The sequence below is a fragment of the Brevibacillus sp. HD3.3A genome (assembly GCF_013284375.2).
Classification (GTDB): Bacteria; Bacillota; Bacilli; order Brevibacillales; family Brevibacillaceae; genus Brevibacillus; species Brevibacillus parabrevis.
In genome coordinates, this window is record NZ_CP085874.1 from 5,824,730 (window position 1) to 5,849,109 (window position 24,380).

Below are 24,380 nucleotides of genomic sequence, written 5' to 3' on the forward strand. Positions count from 1 at the left end.
AGGGAAAACGCTAGCTTTCACTAGCGTTGATCCCCTTTTACCCCAGTCGTTTGACCAACTTGTCATACTCCGGACTATTCAAGAAGTTATCGATCGAGATGTGCTCGGCAGTCGGTGCTTTTGCCTTCGCCCGCTCTGTCAGCGACTTGTGTGTAATCACGATATCGGCATCATTGGGGATATCGTTAATAGCTGTGTTGATGACGGTGATTTCGCTAATTCCGGCATCCTTGAACTTTTTGCGCAAGGAAGCTGCTCCCATCGCGCTGGAACCCATTCCGGCGTCGCAAGAAAACACCACTTTCTTCACGTCCGCTGCCGCGATTTCTTTTGTTGCCGCAGCTTCTTGCCCTGCTGCTGCCGGCTGCTTGTTGCCTTTCAGCTCCTGCATTTTCTCTGTCGCCTTGTCCAACTCGTCTTCTTCGGTCTTGCTGCTCATTTTCAACAAAGCCGAAGCGATGAGGAACGAGACAACGGTTGCGGCAACGACCCCTGCCCATACCGGAAGCAATCCGCCGCGCGGAGCCATGGCGCTGAGTGCGAAGATACTGCCTGGCGATGGCGGTGCCACCAGCCCTGCGCCGAGCAGCGTAAAGGTGAAGACCCCTGCCATCCCGCCGCCGATTACCGCCAAAACGAGACGCGGATTCATCAAAATGTAAGGGAAGTAAATCTCGTGAATCCCCCCGAAGAAGTGAATGATAACAGCACCTGGCGCCGATTGCTTGGCATTGCCTCGACCTGCCAGCCAGTATGCCAGTAGGATTCCCAAACCTGGGCCAGGGTTGGTCTCCAGCAGGAAAAAGATCGATTTTCCTGTGCGCGCCGCTTCATCCAGACCAATCGGGCTGAAAATACCGTGATTGATCGCGTTGTTGAGGAACAGCATTTTTGCCGGTTCGACCAAAATGCTCGCCAGCGGGAGCAACCCTGCATTGACGATGACCTGCACGCCTGATGCCAGCGCCTTGCTAAGACCCGTCACGACCGGACCAATCGCCAGGAAAGCGAGCAGCGTCAGCAATGCACCGATAATCCCTGCGGAAAAGTTGTTGACCAGCATTTCAAAACCGGAGCGAATTTTGCCTTCGAACAGTCGGTCGACTTTTTTCATGACCCAACCGCCCAGAGGCCCCATGATCATTGCCCCTAAAAACATCGGGATATCTGACCCGACTACGACCCCCATCGTGGCGACAGCCCCCACGACACCACCACGTACATCGTGAACCATTTTCCCGCCCGTGTATCCGATCAACAGCGGCAGCAAATACGTAATCATCGGCCCGACCAGTTTCGCCAGGTTTTCGTTAGGCAGCCATCCTGTCGGGATGAACAATGCCGTAATCAATCCCCAGGCAATAAACGCACCGATGTTTGGCATGACCATCGCACTGAGAAACCGTCCAAATTTTTGTACCGAGACGCGCACTCCACCAGAAGACTGGTTCTTTGTCGCCAAATTCTCCATACTGGACCCTCCTTTACCTTTTCTATAAAAATGTTGACATGATTAAACAGATAATGTGCACACCTCAAATATAAAGCGTTTACATACGCGCCACAACAAAATCAAAGCTCGCATTTGTCGTTCTCGTTGTTGCCAAAACTTAATAGCAGCAAAAAAAGAGACTCCCGCTCCGACGAGCAGAAGTCTCTTTTTCCTCAAAAATCTTCTCTCTCCACCTTCATGACCTTTCCCGTTTCTGCATTGACCTCTACCTCGTACACCTGGTTCTGGTCGGTAAGAATAATAAACTCATAGACCAGCACGCCATTTTCCGTATCCAGCTCCGAGTGCAGCACGCGTCCTTTTATTTGCTGCAAAGCGATTTGCTTCGCTTGCTCCTCTGTAATTCGCATCGGCTTTACGTCTGTTGCCTGTGCTTTCTCAGCGTGCAGCGGGGCTGGCATGGCTGTTCCAAGTACACTTGCCAGCGCAACGGCTGTGGTCCAGCCAATCGACTTTTTCATGATTGCACTCACTCCTTCCTCCAAATCAATCAGTAGTTTGCCCTGCCGCCCCGCTTGTATGCAAAAAAAGCCGATGCGCTTTTCGTCGCATCGGCTCTTGCATTCTTATCGTTGTTTGTTGCTGTATGGTCTTCCGCTGGACTCTGTGCTGCGTGGGCGAGATTCTCCACTGCGCGGACGGGAATCGCCGCTGCGAGGACGGAACTCTCCACCGCGTGGACGAGGTGGGCGTTTGCTTCCAAAGCCGGAGCCAGAACCGTATCCGCCTTTGCCTTTCGGGAACGCTTTTTTCTTGCCGACACGCAGAGGCGCTTCTTCTGTCAGGCGAACCGGAGTTTGATCCGGCTCTTTGGTCAGCAGCTTGAGTGCAGCAGATACGAGCGTCACGGAATCGATATCTTCCAGCAATTGCTCGGCCAATGTTTTGTAGGCGCTCAAGTCATCGCGGCCTGACGCCTCCAAAATTTTCTCCACGGTCAAACGTTGTTGACCTTCCAGCGCTTCGCTCATGCTAGGCACAGAACGACGCTCCATACGGCGGTTTGTCGCGCGCTCGATCAGACGCAGGTGGTCGATCTCGCGGGAAGTGACAAACGTGATGGCAAGACCAGTCTTCCCGGCACGACCAGTACGGCCGATACGGTGAACGTAGCTTTCCGAGTCTTGCGGAATGTCGAAGTTGAAAACGTGCGTAACGCCGCTGATATCCAGACCGCGGGCAGCTACGTCTGTCGCAACCAGCACTTCGATCGTACCTTCCTTGAACTTGCGCAGCACGCTGTCGCGTTTTGCCTGGTTCAAATCGCCATGGATTCCTTCAGCGCCGTAACCGCGCTTGGTCAGAGCCTCGGACAGTTCATCCACTCTGCGCTTGGTACGACCGAAAATGATCGCCAATTCAGGGGAATGAATGTCAAGTAGACGACACAGAACGTCGAATTTTTGCTTCTCGGCAACTTCCATGTATTGCTGCTCAATGTTTGGCACCGTTACTTCTTTCGGTTTGACGGAAATCAGCGTCGGCTCGCTCATGAACTGCTGGGCAATTTCCTGAATCGCTCTCGGCATAGTTGCAGAGAACAGCAAGGTTTGACGATTGTCAGGAACTTCTTGCAAAATTTCCTTGATATCGTCGATGAAGCCCATGTTCAGCATTTCATCTGCTTCGTCCAGAACAACGATCTCGATCGCATCGAGGCGGATCGTTCTTCTTCTCATGTGGTCCATGAAACGGCCAGGCGTCGCTACGATGATTTGCGGGCGCTTTTTCAGCGCCTTGATTTGGCGGGTAATGTCTTGACCGCCGTAAATTGGCAGAGCGGAAATGTTTTTGAACTGGGCAATTTTGTTGATTTCCTCTGCTACCTGCACAGCCAGCTCACGGGTCGGCGTCAGTACAACCCCTTGAATATTGCCGTTGTTTTCATCCAGGCGCTCAACCAGCGGAATACCGAAAGCAGCGGTTTTTCCTGTACCTGTTTGCGCCTGTCCAATCAAATCGCGGCCTTGCAAGGCTACAGGAACAGTTTGCTCCTGAATGGCTGTCGCCTCTTCAAACCCCATGTTGCCAAGAGCTCTCACAATAGAATGATGCAATCCAAAATCAAAAAAAGTAGTCAATGAACGTCAGTCTCCTTTTACTTTACCTTCTTCTATAAAATTCTCACTAAAAAAGGGCACTATTCCTTACAGCCGGAACATGCCCTTTTATCTCCGATTGTACATAAGCACCCTACAAAGAACATAGCTGTAATCGTATCATGCATCTGGCAAAATTGCAAACGGGATTTATGCCCATTTCCCTTTTAGTATCAACCGATTTTTGTCAGAATATACGGCGAAACACATAAAAAACAAAACAGCCCTGCCGGGACACTCCAGACAGGGCTGCTGCTTTGCATCATTGCGATCGATTATTCGACTCGACGCTTATTTTACCCATTTGTGGAACAGCTCATCGAATTTTCCTTGCAGCTTCATTTCGTCCATCCACACATCGAGATAGCTGGCAAAAATAAAGTCGCCACGCGGAATCATGTACGCCTTTTCGCTGCGGGTAAACGGCTTGTCGGTCAAAGCAGCGTACAGGCGGGAGTCTGCTTTGGAGTAAACCATCGCTTCAATCGTATCGGTGATCATGACATCGTACGTGCCGTTTGCGACAAGGCCCGGGATGTCCAGATTGTTTTGCACGACAGTCACGGTCGCGTTTTTCAAATAGTCACGCACGAACTTTTCATTGGTGCCGCCCGGATTTACCCCGATTCGCACTTCTTTCTTGTTAATGTCGGCCAGGCTCTTGTACTTGTCCTTGTCTTGCGCGCGAATCAACGGCGCTTTGCCAAATTCGATGTACGGATCGCCCATGTGCGCTTTTTTCTGCCGATCCGTGTTGCGTGTCACGCCGCCTACCGCGATGTCGAATTTGTTTGCCAGCAGATCGTCCATCATCGTCGGCCATGAAGTCTGCACAAAGCGCGCCTCTACGCCCAGGCTTTTGGCGAACTCTTTCATGGCGTCAATGTCGTAGCCTTCAAACTCGTTCGTCTTCGGATTCAAATATGTGAATGGCTTGTAGTCCCCAGGCGTTCCCACCACAATATATCCTCGTGCGATGATCTCGTCGAGGCGGGACTCAAACTTTTTATTGTCCTGTTTTTTGGCCGCTTCTACCGCCACGGCTTGTCCATTCGGTGTTCCCGCAGTTGCGGCAAACGCTCCGGTTCCAGTCATCAGCAATGTTGCAGCGAGTGTGCTCGCCACCATTCTTTTGGTCCACTTGTTCATCGGTTTCTTCTCCTCCTGGTTGTTGCTCTCTTTGTTTGTCTTGCTTTGTTCAAACTGTCTCATCCCTTATATCGCATCCCCCCTTTAACAGGGATGGGACCTACAGGCTAAACTTGCCAACCCCTTGTTGCAGTTCTTCCGTCACGGCGTTCAAATGCTCGACGGAACGGGCGATATCTTGAATGGCCTGAAGCTGCTCGGCTGTTGCCTCCACAACCTTTTGGGCATCAGAAGTAGCGAGCTTCGCGATGTGATGCATTTCATCCACCGAGGCGCTCACCTGCTCGGAGCCTGCGGACATTTCTTCCGATGCTGCTGACACCTCCAAAATATGGGCAGCAACATTGCGGGAAGACTCCAAAATATGCGCAAAAATTTCCCGGACTTCTTCAATCATCGTGATTCCTTCGTGCGCTTCGCGGTTGCCTGTGTTCATCACTTCGACGGCATGACGGGTATCCTGTTGGATTTCGTGAATCAGTGTCGCTATTTTCGCAGCCGATTCCTCGGATTGGTGAGCGAGATTTTTCACTTCTCCGGCCACGACGGCAAAGCCTCGTCCATGCTCGCCAGCCCGCGCAGCCTCAATCGACGCATTGAGAGCGAGCAGGTTGATTTGCGACGTCAACTGGCTGATCGTATCGAGAATCCCTTCGATTTCCTTGGAGCGGCTGTTCAAACGTTCGATGGCCTCAGTTGCTTTGGTTGTTCCTTCGCCGATGCTGCCCATTTGCCGCACCGCCTGCTCCACGACAGTCGTTCCTTGCTCAGCCTGTTCCGAAGCCTCGCGCGCCGCCTCGGAAACATGCGCAGATGTCTCGGCGATTTTCACGATCCCTGCTGCCATATCATTCATGGACAGCGCGACATCTTTGGAGCTGGTCGCCTGCGCTTCCGCTCCGCCTGCAATTTGATTGATCGATTGCCCGATGCGATTGACGTTTTCCGTCGCATGCTCAATGCCTGCCGATACTTCCTGAGTAAAGCGCAGCACCTGCTCGGAAGATTGCGATACCCCCTCAATCAGACCTTTCAAGTGCGCAACAGTCTGGTTGAAGTCACGGGAAAGCACCGCAAGCTCATCCTTGCCGTCTACCGTAACGGTCTGCGTGAGATTCCCTTGCGCCACCACATTGACCACTTGGTTCAGACGCTGAATCGGTTTCACCAGGCGAACAGACAGCCAGTATACGAAAATGATCCCGAGCGCCAACACAACCAGTGAAATCGCAAGCAGCTTGATCGACAGCTCATTTACCGGAGCGTGCAAATCTTTGACCGGAGCCGTGATGAATACGCCCCAGTTCAGTTTCGTCGATGCGTACGAGGAGAACTGCGCCGTTTGCTCCTGCTGGTATTGAATAATTCCATGCCCGCCTTGCTGCGTCGCTTCAAATGCCGTTTTCAGCTCAGGAATGTCGCTTTCCAGCACGGATTGCTTCAAAATAAACTCGCTATTCGGATGCCAGATATACGTTCCTTTTTTGCTGACGAGAAAAGCATAGCCGCTGTGCCCGAATTTCTCTTCGGAAACCGTTTTTTGAATCTCATTGATTGGGATAGTAGAGCCGACATAGCCGTATTGGCGGTTGTCTTTCATCAATGGCAAAATGACCGTCACAATGTTATTGCCTGTCCGTTGGGAAACAACCGGCTCGGATACGATGATTTTCCCTTCGCCTTTTCCTGCTTCCTGAAAATGCGGACGGTCGGAAGGATTGGTTTCCTCTCCTTTGAAGTTGATGACCTTTTTGCCGCTCAAGTCATAGGAAAAGAAAAACGTTTCAAACTCAGGGTTTTTCTTTTGCGCTTCCTGAATCAGCCTCAAGTCATGCTCGAAATTGTTGTCTGAGGACATCATCTCCCCGACTGTTTCCACGATTCCGATTTTTTCCTGGAAGAAGCTGTCGATACGGATGGATAGATTGCTGGCTGTCAGTTCCGCTTCTTTGTCCAGGCTCGATGATAGCAATTGCGAAGAGCTGTAGTAGCTGGCCCCGCATACCGTGCCCAAGCTGATGATCAAAAGCAGGCACATAACGACAATTAACTTTTTCTTTAGACTTGATTCCATCACACGGTGTACCTCCTATCCTTTTTTTCACAACAAAAAAGACTGCCACCCGGACAGCCTTTTTGCGTTCGGCATGGCAACCCGGCTATCGTAGCAGCAGAGAAATGCAATCTGCTTGCCTTAGACCCGTGGCTTTGCGTCCCTGCCTTTCAACAGGTTTGCCTTTGTCATTTTTTGTCGTATTTTGTTTATAAATTTACTATAGCACACGAAAGTAAAAATGTGGGTTAACTTTCAAATAATGCCTTGGATTTTTTTCCACACGAAATCTTTACCCGATTTGTTTGATAGCTAAACTACTTTTCTTGCATAAAATTACAAAAAAGCCCCTCCAAGTAAACCATTGTGCGCTTTTCACGCCATGTCTACTTAAAGGGGATGCTATCAGATCATAGCTACTTCCCAGACTCCACAGCCAAGCTGCTTAACGTATCGGTAAGCAGCTCCAACTCTCTAAAGCTTGCCACAATTTGTTCAATCCGTTCTGTTTGTTCGTCTACACTCGCCAATACTTGCTCTACAGACGCACTGGATTGTTCCGTTACGCTATAAATCTGGGTGATTTCATCCACAATCCGCAGCGAACCATTCTCCAACGCATGAATGAGCGTCTCAACCTCGCCCGCTTGAATCACAACGCTATTCGCGTTATTTGTAATTTGTTTTAATATGGATTCTGTGTGCTGCGCAGCGTTTTGACTGTCTACAACAGCGGCTTGTCCGGTAATGATTTGCTTGGCAAGGTCGCTTGTTTTATTTTGGATATCCACCAATATGCCTGCTATTTCTTCCGTCGATTGCTGTGAATGGACAGCCAGCTTCCTCACTTCATCAGAAACCACGGCAAAACCCCGCCCGTGCTCTCCCGCACGCGCTGCTTCGATGGCAGCATTCAAGGCCAGCAGGTTGGTTTGGTTGGAGATCTCGCTAATCTTGGAAAGAACAGAACCGATTTGCTGATTTCGTTCATGAAGCTCGTTCATCAACGTCACGGTTTTATCGATGATCGTACTGATATGAGCCATTTGTTTCGTTAGCGTCGACACCTGTTCATTTCCTTCTTCCGTTACCTTCACAGTCGCTAATGTTAAATCTTTCATGCGCTGCGAACTGGCGGCTACTCGCTGAACTCCATGATTTGAATCTTGTACGGAGTTGGAGATATCGCCGACACTTGCTGCCTGCAGTTGCACGCCTTTAGCCACCTCGGAAAAAGACGTCAATACTTCCCGAGAGACGCGTTCCGTAAAAAGGACATTATCTTTTAGCGACAAGCTGAATTGTTTAAGCGTCTCCACCGAATGTAACACCTTACCAAAAATTTGCTCGATTTGCTGTTTAGCAAACAGCGTTTCCTTATGCCGGCTTTCCGCTTGCAAATACACGTTCTCGTTAAGCTTTGCGACATAGATCGTGATGATGGCAACCACGACGAGCGGAACATTATTTGCATCTGCATAAACATTCAGATATTGACCTAGATTCGCAGTAATGATGGCTACAACTGACATCGCAATAACAGGGCGATAGTTGGGATAAAGAGATACAAGAGCGAGGTACTCGAACAAATTTAGCATACTCCTCTCGGCTGTCCGGGGAAAAGTAAGCAAATGCATAACACAAATAAGAGAAAGGACGCCAACCAAGACATACGGAATGAGCAAAATGGTTTTCGCTGCGCGGTTCATCCACATCAGCAGCAAACAAATCCCGGCAAACACGAACCACTGAATGACAAAAGCAAGGCTTAAACCTCGTGTTATATCGATCGCTACTTGCAGTACTACCATAAGCCATCCAATGCAAATGACAATTTTATTGCGCTGCTTGGTAATCAATGTTTTTTGATCCACATGGCACCTTCCTCTTCATCTTAGAAGTATGGAAAAGATGGATGAATGAGTAGCTGTGAGCCTCCTTTCCGCTATGCAACTGATAATCTGAGGCAATTTTCCCAACTTTCGAGAAAAAAATAGAAAAACACCGTCTGTTTTTGGTAGAATTTTGGTTTCCAGCAAAACCTCCAAAACAGATAGGTGTTCTCTTCTATGATAACGAAAGAAAGCTCCCATGATCAACTACAACCGGGTTTGCAGGCTTGTTTAGCTCTGCCTAAGCGCGAAAAAAAGCTGACACTTTGTTGCCCGTGTCAGCTTTTTGCCTTTGTGTTGCTTAGCTCAGTCCCTCTACATGGCCGTGCTCATCCACGTACAGCGACTCGGCTGCCGGCTTTTTCGGAAGTCCAGGCATCGTCACCAGGCTTCCGGTGAGCGCCACGATAAAGCCTGCCCCCGCCGAAATCCGCACCTCGCTCACCTGAATGGTGAAGTCTACAGGTGCTCCCAGCTGGTCAGCGCGATCTGTAAACGAGTATGGTGTCTTCGCCATGCAGACAGGCAGATGGGCAAGCCCCATGTCTTCGATCTTTTGCATCGTCTTCAATGCCAATGGCGAAAAGACTACGCCAGAACCGCGGTAAATCTCCTTCACGACCGTCTCGATTTTTTCTTTCACGCTACGGTCTTCTTCGTACAAAAAGCGGAACTGCGAAGGACGCTCTGCCGCCCGCGTTACTTTTTCAGCCAGTTCGACCGCACCTTCGCCGCCTTCTGCCCAAGCCTTGGATAGCGCGGCTTCTGCTCCGGCCTCCTGGCACAGCTTCACGACTGCGTCGATCTCTCTTGGCGTATCTGTGGCAAAATGGTTGATGGCTACAATCGCTGGTACGCCGAACTTTTGGAGGTTCTCCAGATGGCGACGGACGTTGGCAAAGCCTGCCTCCAATGCAGCGAGGTTTTCTTCCGCCAGATCAGGCACTTTCACCCCGCCGTTGTATTTCAGCGAACGAACGGTAATCACCACTACGGCCGCCGCTGGAGTCAGTCCCGCTTTTCGGCACTTGATATCAAAAAACTTTTCTGCGCCCAGATCAGCGCCGAAGCCCGCTTCGGTTACGACGTAATCTGCGAGCTTGAGAGCGGTTTTGGTTCCGATCACGCTGCTGCACCCATGGGCGATGTTGGCAAAAGGACCGCCGTGGACGATGACAGGCGTGCCTTCAATCGTTTGCACCAGGTTCGGCTTGATCGCTTCCTTGAGCAGGACGCACATTGCTTCTACCGCGTTGATTTCCTCCGCACGAACCGGCTGATCCTGATAATCGTAGCCGATGATGATGTGATTCAGTCGGTCGCGCAAATCGGCGAGGTTTTCGCTCAAGCACAAAATAGCCATGATCTCCGAAGCAGTCGTAATCATGAAGCCGTCCTCGCGTGTCATGCCGTTGCCTTCGCCGAGTCCGACCACAATATTTCTGAGCGCTCGGTCATTCATGTCCATCGCCCGTTTCCAGACAATCTTCTTCGGATTGATGCCGCGCGGATTGCCGTGGAAAATATGATTGTCAATCATCGCTGCGAGCAAATTGTGCGCAGCTGTAATCGCATGAATGTCTCCGGTAAAGTGCAGGTTGATTTCATCTGCGGGGAGAATTTGCGCCTTGCCGCTTCCGGTAGCGCCTCCCTTGATGCCCATGCACGGCCCCAGAGATGGCTCCCTGAGAGCGGCAATCGTTTTCTTTCCAAGCAAATTAAGCGACTGCGACAGACCGATCGTCGTCAGCGTTTTACCCGCTCCGGCTGGATTCGGATTCATCGCAGTGACGAGAATCAGCTTGCCATCAGGTCGATCTTTTATCTTATTCCATAGTTCATCAGATATTTTTGCCTTAAACTTTCCGTAAAGCTCCAGATCCTGCTCATCGATCCCTGCTGCCTGGGCAATCTCAACAATCGACTTCATGCATGCCTGCCTCCCTGCCTTGCGAAATGTTTATTTACCAATCTCCTACATTCCACATCCTCGCCCTTTCTCCTCTACCTTTCGCCATATTTCGCCAAAAAGAAAAACCTGCATTCGATCATGCCAGATCAGAATGCAGGCCATTGCTAGTTTGCGAATATTTTCCCCGGGTTCAGGATGGCGTTCGGATCGAGAACTTGCTTCATCGACCGCATCACGTCCAGCGCCGCTCCGTGCTCCTTGCGCTGATATTTGACTTTGCCCACTCCTACGCCATGCTCTCCGGTGCACGTCCCGCCGCGGCTCAGCGCGTACTCTACCAGATGGGCGTTCAACTCCTCGGCTCGGGCCATCTCTTGTGCATCATGTACGTCGATCATCAAAATCGCGTGGTAGTTTCCGTCGCCGACATGTCCCAGCACGGCTCCATCCAAACCTGAGCGGTCAATGGCCTGCCGGGCGTCCACGACTGCCTTCGCCAGTTCGGAAAAAGGCACGCATACATCGGTCACCATCATTTTTTTGCCGGGCGATTTGTGCAGAAAAGCGTAAGCCAGATTGTGGCGCGCATCCCAAAGCGCGGCACGGGCTTTGGAATCAGTCTCGAACAGAAACTGCGTGCAACCGTGCTCGGCACTGATGTTTTGGGCGAACTCAATGTCATGCGCAAGGCTTTGCTCGCTGCCGTGAAACTCAATAAAAAGCGTCGGGTTTTCCGGATAGCTCGTTTCCTTGTACAAATTCACCTGCTGAATGGAACGCTCGTCAACCAGCTCGATACGGGCAACGGGAATCCCCGCTCCCATAATATCCACGACCGTATCTACCGCGTCTTGAACGGTTGGGAAGCTGGCCCGCGCTGCCATCGTCGCCTCGGGAATCCCGTACACACGTAGCGTCAGTTCTGTAAACACGCCCAATGTCCCTTCTGATCCGATGAACAGCCCTGTCAGGTGATACCCGGACGATGATTTGGCCGTCATGCTGCCCGTATGAATGATCCGCCCGTCTGCGAGAACGACCTGCAAATCGCGGACCTGGTCGCGCATGACACCGTAGCGGACGGAAGTGGTGCCACTCGCATTGGTGGCCGCCATCCCGCCTAATGTCGCGTCAGCACCCGGATCAACGGAAAAGAACAAACCGTGCTTTTTCAACTCGCGATTGAGCTGAGTGCGCGTCACCCCCGGCTGTACTCTGACCAAAAAGTCTTGCGGACGCACCTCCAGCACTTGGTTCATCAGCGAAAAGTCCATACTGATTCCCCCTGCGTACGGAATCGCATGGCCTTCCAGACTGGTGCCCAGACCAAACGGTGTCACGGCAATACGCTGTTCATTAGCCAACTGCAAAATGGCGCTGACCTCATCCGCAGACTGCGGAAACACGACAACATCCGGCAGATGAGGGGGATGGTACGATTCATCATGGCTATGATTCATGAGGACAGTCGGATTGGTCGTCACTCTGTCCTCTCCCAACAAACTTGCTAGTTGCTGCCGATAATCCACACACTCTCTCCTTTGCTGCTTCTCCATAGACTAGATTCCCCTCCCGCCATCAACGTTCATGACTTCCCCAGTCACGATCTTGGACAGATCGGAAGCCAGGTACAGAGCGGCCTGCGCGATATCCTCCGGCTGAATCAGCATGCCCAATGGAACGCTGCTGATGAAAATGTCCTTTTTCCCGGCTTCTACCTCTTGCTCGTCTCCGTTGATGAACTTGCCCAGCATGGGAGTCTCCGCCGGGCCAGGATTGATGACATTGACTCTGATTTGATAAGGAGCCAGTTCGATTGCCAGAGCCTTGCTCAGCATGATCGCCGCGCCTTTGGAAGCGCAGTAGGCATTCAGGCCGGGACGCGCACGGATGCCCGCGATGGAGGCGATGTTGATGATGCTGCCCCTCGCTTTCGCCTTCATGTGCGGAACCGCATGTCTGGCCGTCAAGTAGAGCGACTTCGCGTTGACGGACATGATCCGATCCCACTGCTCCAATGTCAGCTCCTCAATCGGAGTAAAAGCTTGCGGAACTCCGGCGCAATTGACCAACACGTCAGGCGCACCGAAGACGGCGACTGTCTCTTGAATCAGCGCGGCTACACTTTCGTCATCGGCCACGTCGACTTGCACGGCATGGCCCCTCCCGTCCGGCAATTCCAGAGCGACCTGCACAGCCGCCTCTTTGTTCAAATCAGCCAGGACGACATTCGCTCCCTCCGCCGCGAACAGCTTGGCAGTCGCTTTTCCCATTCCGGAAGCAGCGCCTGTGACGATCGCCGTTTTCCCTTGCAGCAGTTGACCGCTCATAGATTGATCACCACCATTCGCTCGTCGGTCATTTCTTCCACGGCATAGCGCGGGCCTTCCTTGCCGAGTCCGCTGTTTTTCACGCCTCCGTACGGCATCACGTCATTGCGGTACGTAGAGACGTCATTGATGACTACTCCGCCGTACTCCAGCGTGCGCGCCGCTTTCATCGCGACATTCAGATCACGGGTAAAAATCCCCGCTTGCAAGCCGTATTCCGAATCATTCGCCTGGGCAAAAGCATCCTCCAGATCGCTGTACGGAATAATCGTCACTACCGGGGCGAACACTTCCCGGCACACTACCTTCATATCCGGTTTCGTATTCACAAGCACCGCCGGATAAAACAGAGCGCCCTCCCTCCTGATGGGCAAAAGCGCTGTCGCTCCTTCGCTGATCGCTTCCCGTACCCACTCTTCTGTCCGCTTTGCCTCTTTTTCGCTGATCATCGGGCCGACATCTGTGGCCGGGTCCTCCGGGTCGCCTACCTTCAACTGCTTGACGTGCGCGATATACTGCTCGCTGAATGCCGCAAACACATCTTCGTGCACGTAAATGCGCTGGACGGCAATGCACGCCTGACCTGCATTATGAAAGCTGCGCGCAGCCGTCTGCCGAGCCGCCAGCTCCACATCCGCATCGTAGTGAACGATATTGGGCGAGTTGTTGCCAAGCTCCAGAGCGACAGGCCGCATGCCGCTGCGCGCTTTGATATGGCGGCCAACCTCGCCCGACCCGGTAAAGGTGTACATGGCGATGCGCTCTTCATCCAAAAGCCACTCGCCCACTTCGCTGCCCGCCCCCGTCACGATGTTCACATAGCCTTTTGGCAGCCCTGCCTCCTCCAATACTTCGACCAGCAAAAAGGTCGCGAGCGGCGTGACAGTCGCCGGCTTGACCACCAGCGTATTGCCTGCCGCCAGAGCCGGAGCGATCTTGTGCGTGCTGAGCAGCAGCGGATAGTTGAAAGGCGTAATCGCGCCAATGACGCCTTTCGGTACGCGGATTGTGAACCCGAGGCGATTTTCCGAGCCTTCCGTCGATTGCAGCGGGATCATCTCGCCATGAATTTTTTTGGCTTCTTCCGCAGACAAGCGAAGCGTATTAATCGTACGATCCAGTTCGTTCATCGCATCTTTGCGCGTTTTCCCGACTTCGCGGATGAGGGAAAGCTCCATCTCGTCCCGGCGCGCTTCCATCAGCTCAGACGCCTTCAGCAAAATTTTATAGCGCTGAAACGGCGTCAGCCGATCGTTCCGAAACGTCTCCCACGCTGCCTCTACCGCTGTCTGGACATGGTGCCGTTCGGCGCGGGCAATCTGCGAGATGCACTCGCCGGTGTATTTGTGCAAAACAGGGATATAGCTGCCCGTTTTGATCCATTTTCCGCCGATGTACAAATCATACGCTTTCGCTTCCATACTCTCTTCCTCCCTTGTCTCTTTATCTCGTCCCCAAATAAATGTGCCGGACAATCTCGTCCCCCAACTCCCTCGTGGTCGCCTTGCCCCCCAGGTCAGGCGTCAGCACCTTGCCCTCCTGGACAACTTGCTCGATTGCGTTCATGATCAGAGCACTGATTTCCGGCAAATCGAGATGATCCATCATCATGCTCAGGCTCCACACTTGCGCGATCGGATTGGCGATCCCTTTTCCGGCAATATCAGGGGCTGATCCGTGGATCGGCTCGAACATCGACGGGTATTGGCGCTCCGGATTGATGTTGGCCGACGGAGCCAGCCCAAGCCCGCCGACTATGGCAGCCCCCAGGTCTGTCAAAATGTCTCCAAACAAGTTGCTCGCAACCACCACCTCAAACGTCTCCGGTCTGGTGATAAAATAGGCGGCCAATGCGTCGATATGATATAAGTTGGTGCGAACGTCCGGGTGCTCCAGGCTGATCTCCTTGACGATCTCATCCCAGAACGGCATGGAATGGTTGATTCCGTTCGATTTGGTAGCTGCCGTCACGCTTTTTGTCGGACGTTTCTCTGCCAGCGCGTACGCGTAGCGGAGAATGCGCTCCGTGCCGTACCGGGTGAAGACGTTGTTTTGCACCGCCATCTCGTACGGCGTCCCCTGGTGCATCCGCCCTCCCATGTTGGAATACTCGCCCTCGGTGTTTTCCCGCACGACGACAAAATCGAGATCGGCATGGCTTTTGTAGCGCAGAGGGCTTTCCAGACCTTTGAGCAGCTTTACAGGCCGCAGGTTCACATATTGCGAAAAGCTGCGGCGAATCGGCAAAATCAGCTCCCACACCGATACGTGATCGGGCACCTCTGGCGCTCCAATCGCTCCCAGCAAAATCAGATCGTGGTCTTTCAATATGTCCAGTCCATTTTCCGGCATCATCCTGCCGTTCGTGAGGTAATACTGGCAGTTCCAGTCCATGATCTCGCGGGTAAAACGAATCCCTCCATGCGCTTCCTCTACGGCCGTCAACACCTTCAATCCCTCGTCCATCACCTCTGGACCAATGCCGTCTCCTGGTATGACTGCGATCGAATATTGCAGCAATCGTCTCCCTCCTTGAATTAATTCAATTTTAAAGAATAATCGGATGCACTGATCTAATGCACCTTTAATGCCAATCGTTCATCTTTGCACAGAAATACCCGAAACATTCAGTCTTTTTATTTTTTATATCATAATTTGGAAGTCATGCTTATCTTTTTTAAAAAAGTGTTGCAACAAAATGTTGCAACACTCAGACTGTCGGCAGTTTTTATTTGGTCAAGCAGCTCCGTTCATGCCCTTTCCTAAATTCCATAATTTGACATTTTACTTGCAGGTCGTTTTTCAAGCGAAGCACTCCTTCATTGGATTTTCATTCTAAAAAAGACGAACTCTTTTTCTCCCATGCAGAGAAAAGCAATTCGTCAGTATTTCCGCCGAGTTGATTTACTTCGATGAAACCCCACTCTATTCGTCGTACAATGCCGACTTAGCCTGCAAGGGGTTCCCTCATTCAAAACGTTGCGCTTCAAACGTAGGCTATAAATTAAGCTACATTCCACTTTCAGCTTATTTGATAACACTCTCTTCAATTTTTCCATTTACGTTACTGTAAAAATGAATATGCTTGTCGGTACCTAGATAAGTGATCGTAAACAACGTTATCTTTTCATTTTTCCAACCGATGAATAGCTCCACTCCTGCTTTTCCACTTAACATACCTTCTTCGTCTATCATATGATCCGGGCCCGCAGGCTTGTAATTGACATCTCCAAGGAATCGATACGTCCAATGTTCGTCATTCCCATTCTCAAGATCGCCGTTGTCGTTAACTAACGTATAGTTACTACCATAAAGCTGTTTTATTTCATTCATCGTTAGACCGATCTTGACTTCATTCTTTATTTTTTCAACTTCATTAATCACATCATTAGCACTGATCGACTGAGTTTCTTGTATGCTAACGGAGCGTCCAATAATGCCCGTTGAATATAAAATAACGAATACAACTACCAGCAATCCGAAAATGAGTAGGTACCCTTTTTTGTTCTTCATGTTATTCCTCCTTACTTGATATTGGAAAAATCTACACTCCCATGTTCAAATCACGGGAGTGTAGATTTTTTACTGATTTGCAGATGCGTTAATAACCTCTGCTTTTTCCTCTTGTGTCAACTTCGTGTTCATAATTTCTTCAATGTCATTATCGCTTAAATTAAATTGCTTTTTGAAATTTTCCGTCGTTCTTTCAGACTCTTCGACTGAATAGAACCAACTATAAAACGCATCCGATCCGACATAAGAAATAACCAGGAAGTCAAAGAAATCTTCATCTTCAGGATGAGTATGCCCATTTTCCTGTTCATGTTCTCCATGTCCTTGTACATCCAAAGGACTTAACGAGTCTGGCCTATTTTCTGGCCAGAATACCCAAGGAGAAAAAGTATCCCGATCTCCCGGTTTTTCCAAACCTTTTGCATTTACGTCAAAGTGCAAATGATATCCAGTCGCTCCACTGGTTCCAGACATAGCAATCGTTGTGCCTTTTTTTACTTTTTCATTCGTTGTATAGTAAAGCTCTTTAGGTTCTAAGTGAAGGTATCTCGTAATTAGCTTCTTATTGGTATCTGGGTCTCTATCGTTATGTTCAATGGTAATAGCATAGGTAACCCTATCTTTAAAATGCCCGCTTTGAATGACTTTACCTTCGGCCACTGAATATACATCTTTCTTTTTAACTCCAATGTCAATTCCCTTATGCCAACGGTCACCAACATCACCATAATCATCGGTGATCTTTGTACTCGTTGTTGGCCAAGCCCATCGCATATTTTGATAGGGATCATCCGAACCCATCGCTTTGATTTCCTCGTCTGATCCCTTATTGTTAGTTGCAGCCATAACGCTTGGGGCAAAAATTGAACCGACTAAAAACATGGAGCACATCAGAACATTAAGTTTCTTCAAAACCGTTACCTCCATAAATATAAGTTAAAAAGAGATGTTGAAGAATATCTTTTACAATGAAAGGATATAAAGGCAGCGACATCATATCTATTACCACTCACTATGGCAAACTCCCATCCTTTGGAGCAAGGGTGATTTTTGCCGATGAACCCGAAGTAAGACAGTATGCTACACCTGCTAATTTAGGCTCCGATAAAACGAATAGTGTGTTCAAGCACCAGGAGAAAAAATATTAGTCTTGGTTAAGACGCCATACAATACTAAAACGGCACCCGATAATACCGGGTGCCGTTTTTTGTAATGCAAATCGTATTGTTTGGTTATCATTTCCCTACTCCAATGAGTTGTGATTTTACAGCTTCAAGTTAATGCAGAAGAGTTCACGTTATTTGCTAAATGCTATCTGATCGAGTTTTTATCAAACTTGTACCACTTTGTCATGACTCCCCCATATAAAAAGGCGCCCCAAGCTGATACTCCGCCATCTTGCGGTACAGCGTATTCCGCCCGATCTGAAGCAGCTTTGCCGCTTTGCTGACGTTGCCGCCGCTCGAATGGAGCGCGCGTCTGATCGCCACAAGCTCGGTCTCCCGCAAAGACGGAATCCCTTGCTCATGCTCCGCTTCTTCCGTCAAGCCCTCCAGTTGGATGTGCTCCTCGCCAATATCATCGCCATCGGACAAAAAAGCGGCCTGCACCAGCACTCCTTGCAGTTCGCGCACATTTCCCGGCCAGGAATAGGCAACGAGCTTCGCTTTCGCACTCGGGAGCAATTCGCTTGGCTGCTCAGGGGCAATTTGCTGCATCAGATGCTCCGCCACCTGGATGATATCGCTTCGTTTTCGCAACGGCGGCAAGTGAATCGAGACTCCTTTGAGCCGATAGTACAAGTCAGCCCGGAAACGTCCCGCCTTGATTTCTTCCGGCAAATTGCGATGCGTTGCCGCAATGATTCTCGCCTGAATCGGCCGAGACTGGTTGCTGCCTACTGGCGTGACGACCTTCTCCTGCAACACCCGCAGAAGAGCGGCTTGTCCGCGCAAAGACATATCGCCGATCTCATCCAAAAAGATCGTGCCTTTTTTCGCCGCCTCAAACTTGCCGATCCTTCCTTCGCGATTCGCCCCGGTAAATGCCCCGCTTTCGTAGCCGAACAATTCGCTTTCGATCAAATTTTCTGATATCGCACTGCAGTTCACGGCGATAAAAGGCTCCTGCGCCCGTGGTCCCGTCTCGTGAACCATCTGCGCGAACAGCTCTTTGCCCGTGCCGCTCTCCCCCAGGATCAGCACGGGAAAGTCGACCTGCGCCGCCTTTTGTCCCAGCATTTTCGCCTGCAAAAACAGCGGGCAAGAACCTGCGAGACGAGGAAACGGCTTGAGCTGCGTCTTTGGCTTTTTCAAACTTTTCAAAGCATCCGCATCCGACGTCTTGGATGAAGCATCTGTCCATGAGCCTGACGTGAACAGGCGCGGGCGTTTGTCCTGCACCTCTCGTCCTGCGCGCTCGTACTCTTGCGGAAGCCTTTTCCCAAGTGCTTCCGTTCCCAGCTGCTGCTTGGCAGACTCATTGAAGCCGATCAGTCGTCCGTCCCGATCCAGACCGACCAGTGGCACTTTTCCCGGCTCGCCTTTCACAACCGGACTCTCGCCAAGCGCGATGACCCGCTGTGCATCGGCGTACAAAAAGCGGTTTTGCAGCGTTTCCGCAATCATGCAAGCGATGGTCAAAGCAAACGGATGGGAGTATTCCTTGCGCGTACTGATGTCGATGACGCCGAGCAACTCGCCAGTCGGTGAAAAAATCGGCGCCGCCGAGCACGTGAGAAAGCGGTTCTCCAAAAAGTAGTGCTGCTCTCCTTGTATTTGAACAGGCTGCTGCGCGATCAGCGCCGTCCCGATCGCGTTCGTTCCTTTTGAATTTTCTGTCCAATTCGCCCCGATTTGCAGTTGCACTTTTTGCGCCTGATTGGCAAACACGGGGTCGCCGACAGTGTGAATGATATTGCCATCCCGATCCGACAACAAAGCGATGTGCTCTGTCGACAACAAAAAGGGAGCGAGCTTGTTGAACAGCGGGAGGCTTTCCTGAATCAGAGGGTGATTTTCCTGAATGATTTCTTTGATTCTTTTGCTGGAAATGATTTGGTCATTGGCTTTCTCCCAAGCATTGAGGTTCGATTCCTGGCAGCGCTTCCAAGATTGCTTGACAATCGTTGACAACACTCTTCCCTCCCCCAAAAATCATTCACTACCAGTATAGCACGAGTAAGTATGCGAATCTTGGCGGAAAAAGCAGTTCCTTGTCTAACGCTCCCAAATATTTACGAGGTGTCCCAAAACGGAACAACTTTTGCTCCATTATGGAGCATTTTTGCTGTCTTACTTTTGCGAAAACGCTGTCATTTCCAGCTTCCCGGCAGTTGGTACAGGATTTGCTTTTAGAAAAAGCCGTAAAGAAAAAGGTGATATTAGAGGAGGCGTTCGCATGATCTACGCTCAACCCGGTCAAGCCGGTTCCAAGGTGACTTTCAAAAATCGCTATGAAAACTATATCGGGGGCAATTGGGTACCGCCGGTGAAGGGTGAATATTTTGAAAACTTATCTCCTGTAAACGGCAAAGCATTTTGCGAAGTAGCTCGCTCCACTGCAGAAGATATCGAGCTTGCACTGGATGCCGCCCACGAAGCCAAAGACGCTTGGGGACGCACCTCTGTTACACAGCGATCCAACATCCTCTTGAAGATCGCAGACCGCATGGAAGCCAATCTGGAGCTTTTGGCAACGGCTGAGACGTGGGAAAACGGAAAGCCCGTCCGCGAGACGCTGGCTGCCGATATCCCGCTGGCGATCGATCACTTCCGTTACTTTGCCGGAGCGATTCGCGCCCAAGAAAGCTCGCTGGCTGAAATCGACAACGACACAGTCGCTTACCATTTCCACGAGCCGCTCGGTGTCGTCGGACAAATCATTCCTTGGAACTTCCCGCTGCTGATGGCTACATGGAAGCTCGCTCCCGCTCTGGCAGCAGGAAACTGCGTTGTCCTCAAGCCCGCAGAGCAGACTCCTGCTTCGATCATGGTGCTGATGGAGCTGATCGGCGACTTGCTGCCTCCGGGCGTCGTGAACGTCGTAAACGGCTTCGGTCTGGAAGCTGGCAAACCGCTCGCATCCAGCAACCGCATCGCCAAAATCGCATTTACCGGAGAGACGACTACAGGTCGACTGATCATGCAGTACGCCTCCCAAAATATTATTCCGGTCACATTGGAGCTGGGCGGAAAATCTCCGAACATCTTCTTCCCGGACGTGTGTGCCAAAGACGACGCTTTCTTGAACAAAGCAATTGAAGGCTTCGTGCTGTTTGCACTCAACCAGGGCGAAGTTTGCACATGCCCGTCCCGCGCCCTGATTCACGAAAGCATTTACGACCAGTTCATGGAGCGCGCTCTGAAACGCGTAGCCAGCATCAAGCAAGGCAACCCGCTGGATACCGACACCATGATTGGCGCCCAGGCTTCCCTGGAGCAAGTTGAAAAAATTCTCTCCTACCTCGATATCGGAAAACAGGAAGGGGCAGATTGCCTGATCGGCGGTTCCCGCGCGCAGTTGGAAGGAGACCTCGAAGGCGGCTACTACATCCAGCCTACCGTCTTCAAAGGACACAACAAAATGCGCATCTTCCAGGAAGAAATCTTCGGCCCGGTAGTCTCCGTGACGACCTTCAAAGACACGGACGAAGCGCTGGCTATCGCCAACGACACGCTGTACGGCCTCGGCTCCGGCTTGTGGACGCGCGATGTGAACACCGCGTACCGCGTAGGACGTGAAATCCAGGCTGGCCGCGTATGGACCAACTGCTACCACGCTTACCCGGCGCACGCCGCATTCGGCGGATACAAAATGTCCGGTATTGGCCGCGAAAATCACAAAATGATGCTCGCCCACTACCAGCAAACCAAAAACCTGCTGGTCAGCTACAGCGAGCAGGCATTGGGCTTCTTTTGATCGATGAGCCAGCCTGAGAAAGTGCTCGCTACAGACGCTGCCCTGGAGCTGATCGAACGGCTGCGCGCCAAGCATGGCGACTTGATGTTTCATCAATCAGGGGGCTGCTGCGATGGAAGCTCGCCTATGTGCTACCCGCTAGGTGAATTTCTCGTCGGGGAACAGGATGTGCTGCTGGGCGAAATTGGCGGCTGCCCGTTTTACATGGGAAAAGCGCAGTACGAGTATTGGAAGCATACTCAGCTGATCATTGATGTTGTCACGGGTCGTGGCGGAATGTTCTCGCTCGAAGGGCCCGAAGGAGTGCGTTTCCTTACACGTTCGCGCGTCTTTCCAGACAGCTGATCGGAATACACAAAAGACCGTTCCTGCCTTTTTCCCGGCGGAACGGTCTTTCTTTTTCCTCGCTTTATTTCATTCAGCGCTTCTTGGTCCTTCGAGCGGTGCTGCCGCGTTTTGCTGGCGCCGGACTTGGCCGTTTGCCTGTCTGTTTTTGGCCATCAAAACGAGCGCTGCCACCATGCTGCTTCTCTGCTCGCTTATGGGAAAAAGCCCCCGGCTTGCGCGAAGCATTTGCGGATTTGCCCGCAAAATCGCTTCTGCCTGCCGCTCGCTCGCTGCTCTGCCCTGTTTTCGTCATCCGTTCCTGGGTTCGCTGGTCATCCCCATTTTTGGGGGTCAAGCGAGCGGTTTGCTGCTGGCGATCGGCTCCGTGCTGCCCGCGTTTTCCCGTCTCGCGCTTCCCTTTTCCAGCCTGTTGCTTACTCTCGGCTTTAGGTGGTTTGCCCCCACGTTGACCGCCCTCAGCTCTGGCTGGCCTGCCCGCACGGTGCTCGCCTTCTGCTCTGGCTGGCTTACCTCCACGCTGACCGCCTTCTGCTCTGGCTGGCTTACCTCCACGCTGACCGCCTTCTGCTCTGGCTGGCTTACCTCCACGCTGACCGCCTTCTGCTCTGGCTGGCTTACCTCCACGGTGCTCGCCTTCTGCTCTGGCTGGCCTGCTTCCACGGTGCTCGCCTTCTGCTCTGGCTGGCTTGCTCCCACGGTGCTCGCCTTCTGTTCTGGCTGGTTTGCCTCCACGCTGACCGCCTCTGCCTGCGCGCTCCTGCCCCTTATGCTTTGTCTTGTGCTGCTTATGCTCCTCGTTCTCCCCGTAATCCGCCGCCCGCTCGCTCGCACGCCGCTCCAAAGTCATGGCGATTCCTTTTTCAATCTCTGCGAGCTGTGCCCGATCCTTGGCCGCCACCATCGTATAAGCGATGCCCTTTTCTTTGGCCCGGCCCGTTCTGCCGATCCGGTGAATGTAGCTGTCGACATCTTCCGGGATGTCGTAATTGAACACGTGAGTGACTCCCTCGACGTCAAGCCCGCGCGCTGCTACATCCGTTGCCACCAGTAGCTGGATTCTCGCCTCCCGAAAACGCTTCATTACATCCTCGCGTTTTGCCTGCGACAAATCGCCGTGCAGCTCGTCCGACAAATAGCCAAAGCCTTGCAGGGCGGCATTCAACGTGCTCGCCCGGCGTTTCGTGCGACAAAAGATGACTGCCAAAAACGGGCGTTCTTCATCAATCAAGGTACGCAAGGCAGACTGCTTCGCACGATCCGTCGTTTCCACGGCGATTTGCCGGATATTCGCCAGTGTAATCCGTTTGCCTTGCACCCGGATATCTTCCGGATTTTGCATGAAGCGCTGCGCCAGTGCGCGCACCTGCGGCGTCATCGTCGCGGAAAACAGCATCGTCTGCCGCTTGTCAGGCAGGCTCGCCGCGATGTCTTCCACCTCTGGCAAAAAGCCCATATGCAGCATCTGGTCTGCCTCATCGAGAACAAACATGGAGACGGTCGACAAATCGATCGTTCCTCGTCTCATATGATCCAGCAATCTGCCGGGAGTAGCGATCACCACCTGCTTTTTGCCCGCCAGCTTGCGCAGTTGCCGGTCGACGTCTTGTCCGCCATATACGGCCAGCACGTGCAGATCATCTGTGGCAGCCGTCAGCTTTTTCACCTCTGCCGTAATTTGCAGAGCCAGTTCGCGGGTAGGTGTGAGCACCAGCGCCTGCACATCGTTTGAGTCCGGGTCCGCTTTCTCCAAAATCGGCAGGACAAAAGCAAGCGTCTTCCCCGTTCCTGTCTGCGCCTGGGAAATCACATCCTTGCCTGCCAACAGCGCAGGAATCGCTTTTTCCTGGATCGGGGTCGGCTCTGTAATTCCATTTGCTTGCAGCGCATCTATCCATTCTTTTCGTATGCCCAATCTAAAAAAATCCGTCAGTTTCGCCATCTCCAATCATCATGTATCCGAGCAGGATCATTTCGTACAAACAGCCACACCGATAAAGTAGCGCACGCCATCTCGCGGCTTTTCAAACGTCGGCCCTCGCTGATAGTAAATCTCCACCTGCGAAAACCGGACAAACAGCTCCTCAAACTCTTGGGGAGTCAATTGATGCACATGAAAAGGCTCGCTCGTCTCCTTGCCTCTCCCTCGGCCAAACGGACTGGACAAAACCAGTGTTCCGCCCGGTTTCAGCATGCGATACAGGTTGTCCATGAACAACAGATCGTCCGCTACATGCTCAATCGTTTCAAAGCTTAAAATCGTATCAAACAAGCCCAGCTTCTCGGGAAGGGCGGGATCGAGAGCGTCGGCTTTCTGGTACGTAATTTTTTGATGGTGATATTCCCGATTCGCGTAAAAAATCGTGTCGTCATCAATATCGACAGCGATCAACTCGGTCAATTCCCGCTTCCGATCCTTGGCAACCATATGACAGCCGTATCCTGTCCCGCATGCAATATCAAGCACTCTTCCTTTAATATAAGGAGTAGCAAAGTAATAGCGGGCGATGTGCTCCAGAAGCATGCCATTCGTCGGCTTCAGCAGCTTGGGGATGATTCTCTCCCCGGTCCATTCCAGCAAGGTCATCACCATTTCCTCGTTTTTACTTCCTCACATCTTACCCTATTTTTCGTCCAGTTCCTATCTCGGACAA

Annotated in this window: 18 protein-coding genes and 1 riboswitch; of the genes, 2 read left to right on the top strand and 16 right to left on the bottom strand. The window is 51.6% G+C overall.

Features of this window, described 5'->3' with window-relative positions; translation table 11 throughout:
* Positions 1 to 37 precede the first annotated feature (37 nt).
* The 14 genes from HP435_RS27240 to HP435_RS27305 all read right to left on the bottom strand — a co-directional run bounded on the left by HP435_RS27240 (position 38) and on the right by HP435_RS27305 (position 19,595).
* The gene (locus HP435_RS27240) at positions 38 to 1,471 is read right to left on the bottom strand and encodes a PTS mannitol transporter subunit IIBC (protein WP_173596309.1); all 1,434 of its coding nucleotides are present in this window, start codon (positions 1,469 to 1,471) and stop codon (positions 38 to 40) included.
* A 194-nt stretch (positions 1,472 to 1,665) separates the two neighbouring features.
* Complete coding sequence (locus HP435_RS27245) at positions 1,666 to 1,974, bottom strand: PepSY domain-containing protein (RefSeq protein WP_229049766.1); 309 nt, start codon at positions 1,972 to 1,974, stop codon at positions 1,666 to 1,668.
* A gap of 105 nt (positions 1,975 to 2,079) precedes the next feature.
* On the bottom strand, positions 2,080 to 3,594 hold the full coding sequence (locus HP435_RS27250) for a degradosome RNA helicase CshA (protein WP_122962473.1): 1,515 nt from the start codon (positions 3,592 to 3,594) through the stop codon (positions 2,080 to 2,082).
* A gap of 309 nt (positions 3,595 to 3,903) precedes the next feature.
* Positions 3,904 to 4,761: a transporter substrate-binding domain-containing protein gene (locus HP435_RS27255; RefSeq protein ID WP_173596448.1), complete on the bottom strand. Its 858-nt coding sequence runs from the start codon at positions 4,759 to 4,761 to the stop codon at positions 3,904 to 3,906.
* A 100-nt stretch (positions 4,762 to 4,861) separates the two neighbouring features.
* A complete protein-coding gene (locus HP435_RS27260; protein WP_122962472.1) occupies positions 4,862 to 6,835 on the bottom strand; it encodes a methyl-accepting chemotaxis protein in 1,974 nt (657 codons plus the stop codon).
* A gap of 72 nt (positions 6,836 to 6,907) precedes the next feature.
* Positions 6,908 to 7,008, bottom strand: a riboswitch (cyclic di-GMP riboswitch).
* A 222-nt stretch (positions 7,009 to 7,230) separates the two neighbouring features.
* Positions 7,231 to 8,688, bottom strand: coding sequence for a methyl-accepting chemotaxis protein (locus HP435_RS27265; protein ID WP_122962471.1), 1,458 nt, complete (start codon positions 8,686 to 8,688; stop codon positions 7,231 to 7,233).
* A gap of 319 nt (positions 8,689 to 9,007) precedes the next feature.
* Positions 9,008 to 10,636, bottom strand: a complete 1,629-nt coding sequence (locus HP435_RS27270; protein ID WP_173599546.1) for a formate--tetrahydrofolate ligase — start codon at positions 10,634 to 10,636, stop codon at positions 9,008 to 9,010.
* Between the two features lie 146 nt (positions 10,637 to 10,782).
* On the bottom strand, positions 10,783 to 12,174 hold the full coding sequence (locus HP435_RS27275; protein WP_173599547.1) for an FAD-binding oxidoreductase: 1,392 nt from the start codon (positions 12,172 to 12,174) through the stop codon (positions 10,783 to 10,785).
* A 3-nt stretch (positions 12,175 to 12,177) separates the two neighbouring features.
* Positions 12,178 to 12,948 (bottom strand): SDR family oxidoreductase, encoded by a 771-nt coding sequence (locus tag HP435_RS27280; protein WP_122962468.1) that lies wholly within the window; start codon positions 12,946 to 12,948, stop codon positions 12,178 to 12,180.
* Positions 12,945 to 14,369, bottom strand: a complete 1,425-nt coding sequence (locus tag HP435_RS27285) for an aldehyde dehydrogenase family protein (RefSeq protein ID WP_173599548.1) — start codon at positions 14,367 to 14,369, stop codon at positions 12,945 to 12,947. The genes HP435_RS27280 and HP435_RS27285 overlap by 4 nt, the downstream gene beginning before the upstream one ends.
* A 22-nt stretch (positions 14,370 to 14,391) precedes the next feature.
* The gene (locus tag HP435_RS27290) at positions 14,392 to 15,468 is read right to left on the bottom strand and encodes a tartrate dehydrogenase (RefSeq protein ID WP_122962466.1); all 1,077 of its coding nucleotides are present in this window, start codon (positions 15,466 to 15,468) and stop codon (positions 14,392 to 14,394) included.
* Positions 15,469 to 15,975: 507 nt separating this feature from the next.
* Positions 15,976 to 16,461, bottom strand: a complete 486-nt coding sequence (locus HP435_RS27295; RefSeq protein ID WP_122962465.1) for a hypothetical protein — start codon at positions 16,459 to 16,461, stop codon at positions 15,976 to 15,978.
* Positions 16,462 to 16,530: 69 nt separating this feature from the next.
* On the bottom strand, positions 16,531 to 17,373 hold the full coding sequence (locus HP435_RS27300; RefSeq protein WP_173599549.1) for a M23 family metallopeptidase: 843 nt from the start codon (positions 17,371 to 17,373) through the stop codon (positions 16,531 to 16,533).
* A gap of 437 nt (positions 17,374 to 17,810) precedes the next feature.
* Positions 17,811 to 19,595, bottom strand: coding sequence for a sigma-54-dependent Fis family transcriptional regulator (locus tag HP435_RS27305; protein WP_173599550.1), 1,785 nt, complete (start codon positions 19,593 to 19,595; stop codon positions 17,811 to 17,813).
* A 265-nt stretch (positions 19,596 to 19,860) separates the two neighbouring features.
* On the opposite strand from HP435_RS27305, the gene adh reads away from it, so the two are divergent.
* Positions 19,861 to 21,381, top strand: a complete 1,521-nt coding sequence (adh, locus tag HP435_RS27310) for an aldehyde dehydrogenase (protein WP_122962462.1) — start codon at positions 19,861 to 19,863, stop codon at positions 21,379 to 21,381.
* Positions 21,382 to 21,384: 3 nt separating this feature from the next.
* Positions 21,385 to 21,726 (top strand): DUF779 domain-containing protein, encoded by a 342-nt coding sequence (locus HP435_RS27315; RefSeq protein ID WP_063228830.1) that lies wholly within the window; start codon positions 21,385 to 21,387, stop codon positions 21,724 to 21,726.
* A gap of 73 nt (positions 21,727 to 21,799) precedes the next feature.
* Here HP435_RS27315 and HP435_RS27320 read toward each other — a convergent pair whose 3' ends face one another.
* Together HP435_RS27320 and HP435_RS27325 are read right to left on the bottom strand one after the other, a co-directional pair.
* Entirely contained in the window at positions 21,800 to 23,674 is a 1,875-nt protein-coding gene (locus HP435_RS27320) for a DEAD/DEAH box helicase (protein WP_370641086.1), read from the bottom strand.
* Between the two features lie 21 nt (positions 23,675 to 23,695).
* Positions 23,696 to 24,319, bottom strand: a complete 624-nt coding sequence (locus HP435_RS27325) for a class I SAM-dependent methyltransferase (protein WP_122962460.1) — start codon at positions 24,317 to 24,319, stop codon at positions 23,696 to 23,698.
* Positions 24,320 to 24,380: the final 61 nt, after the last annotated feature.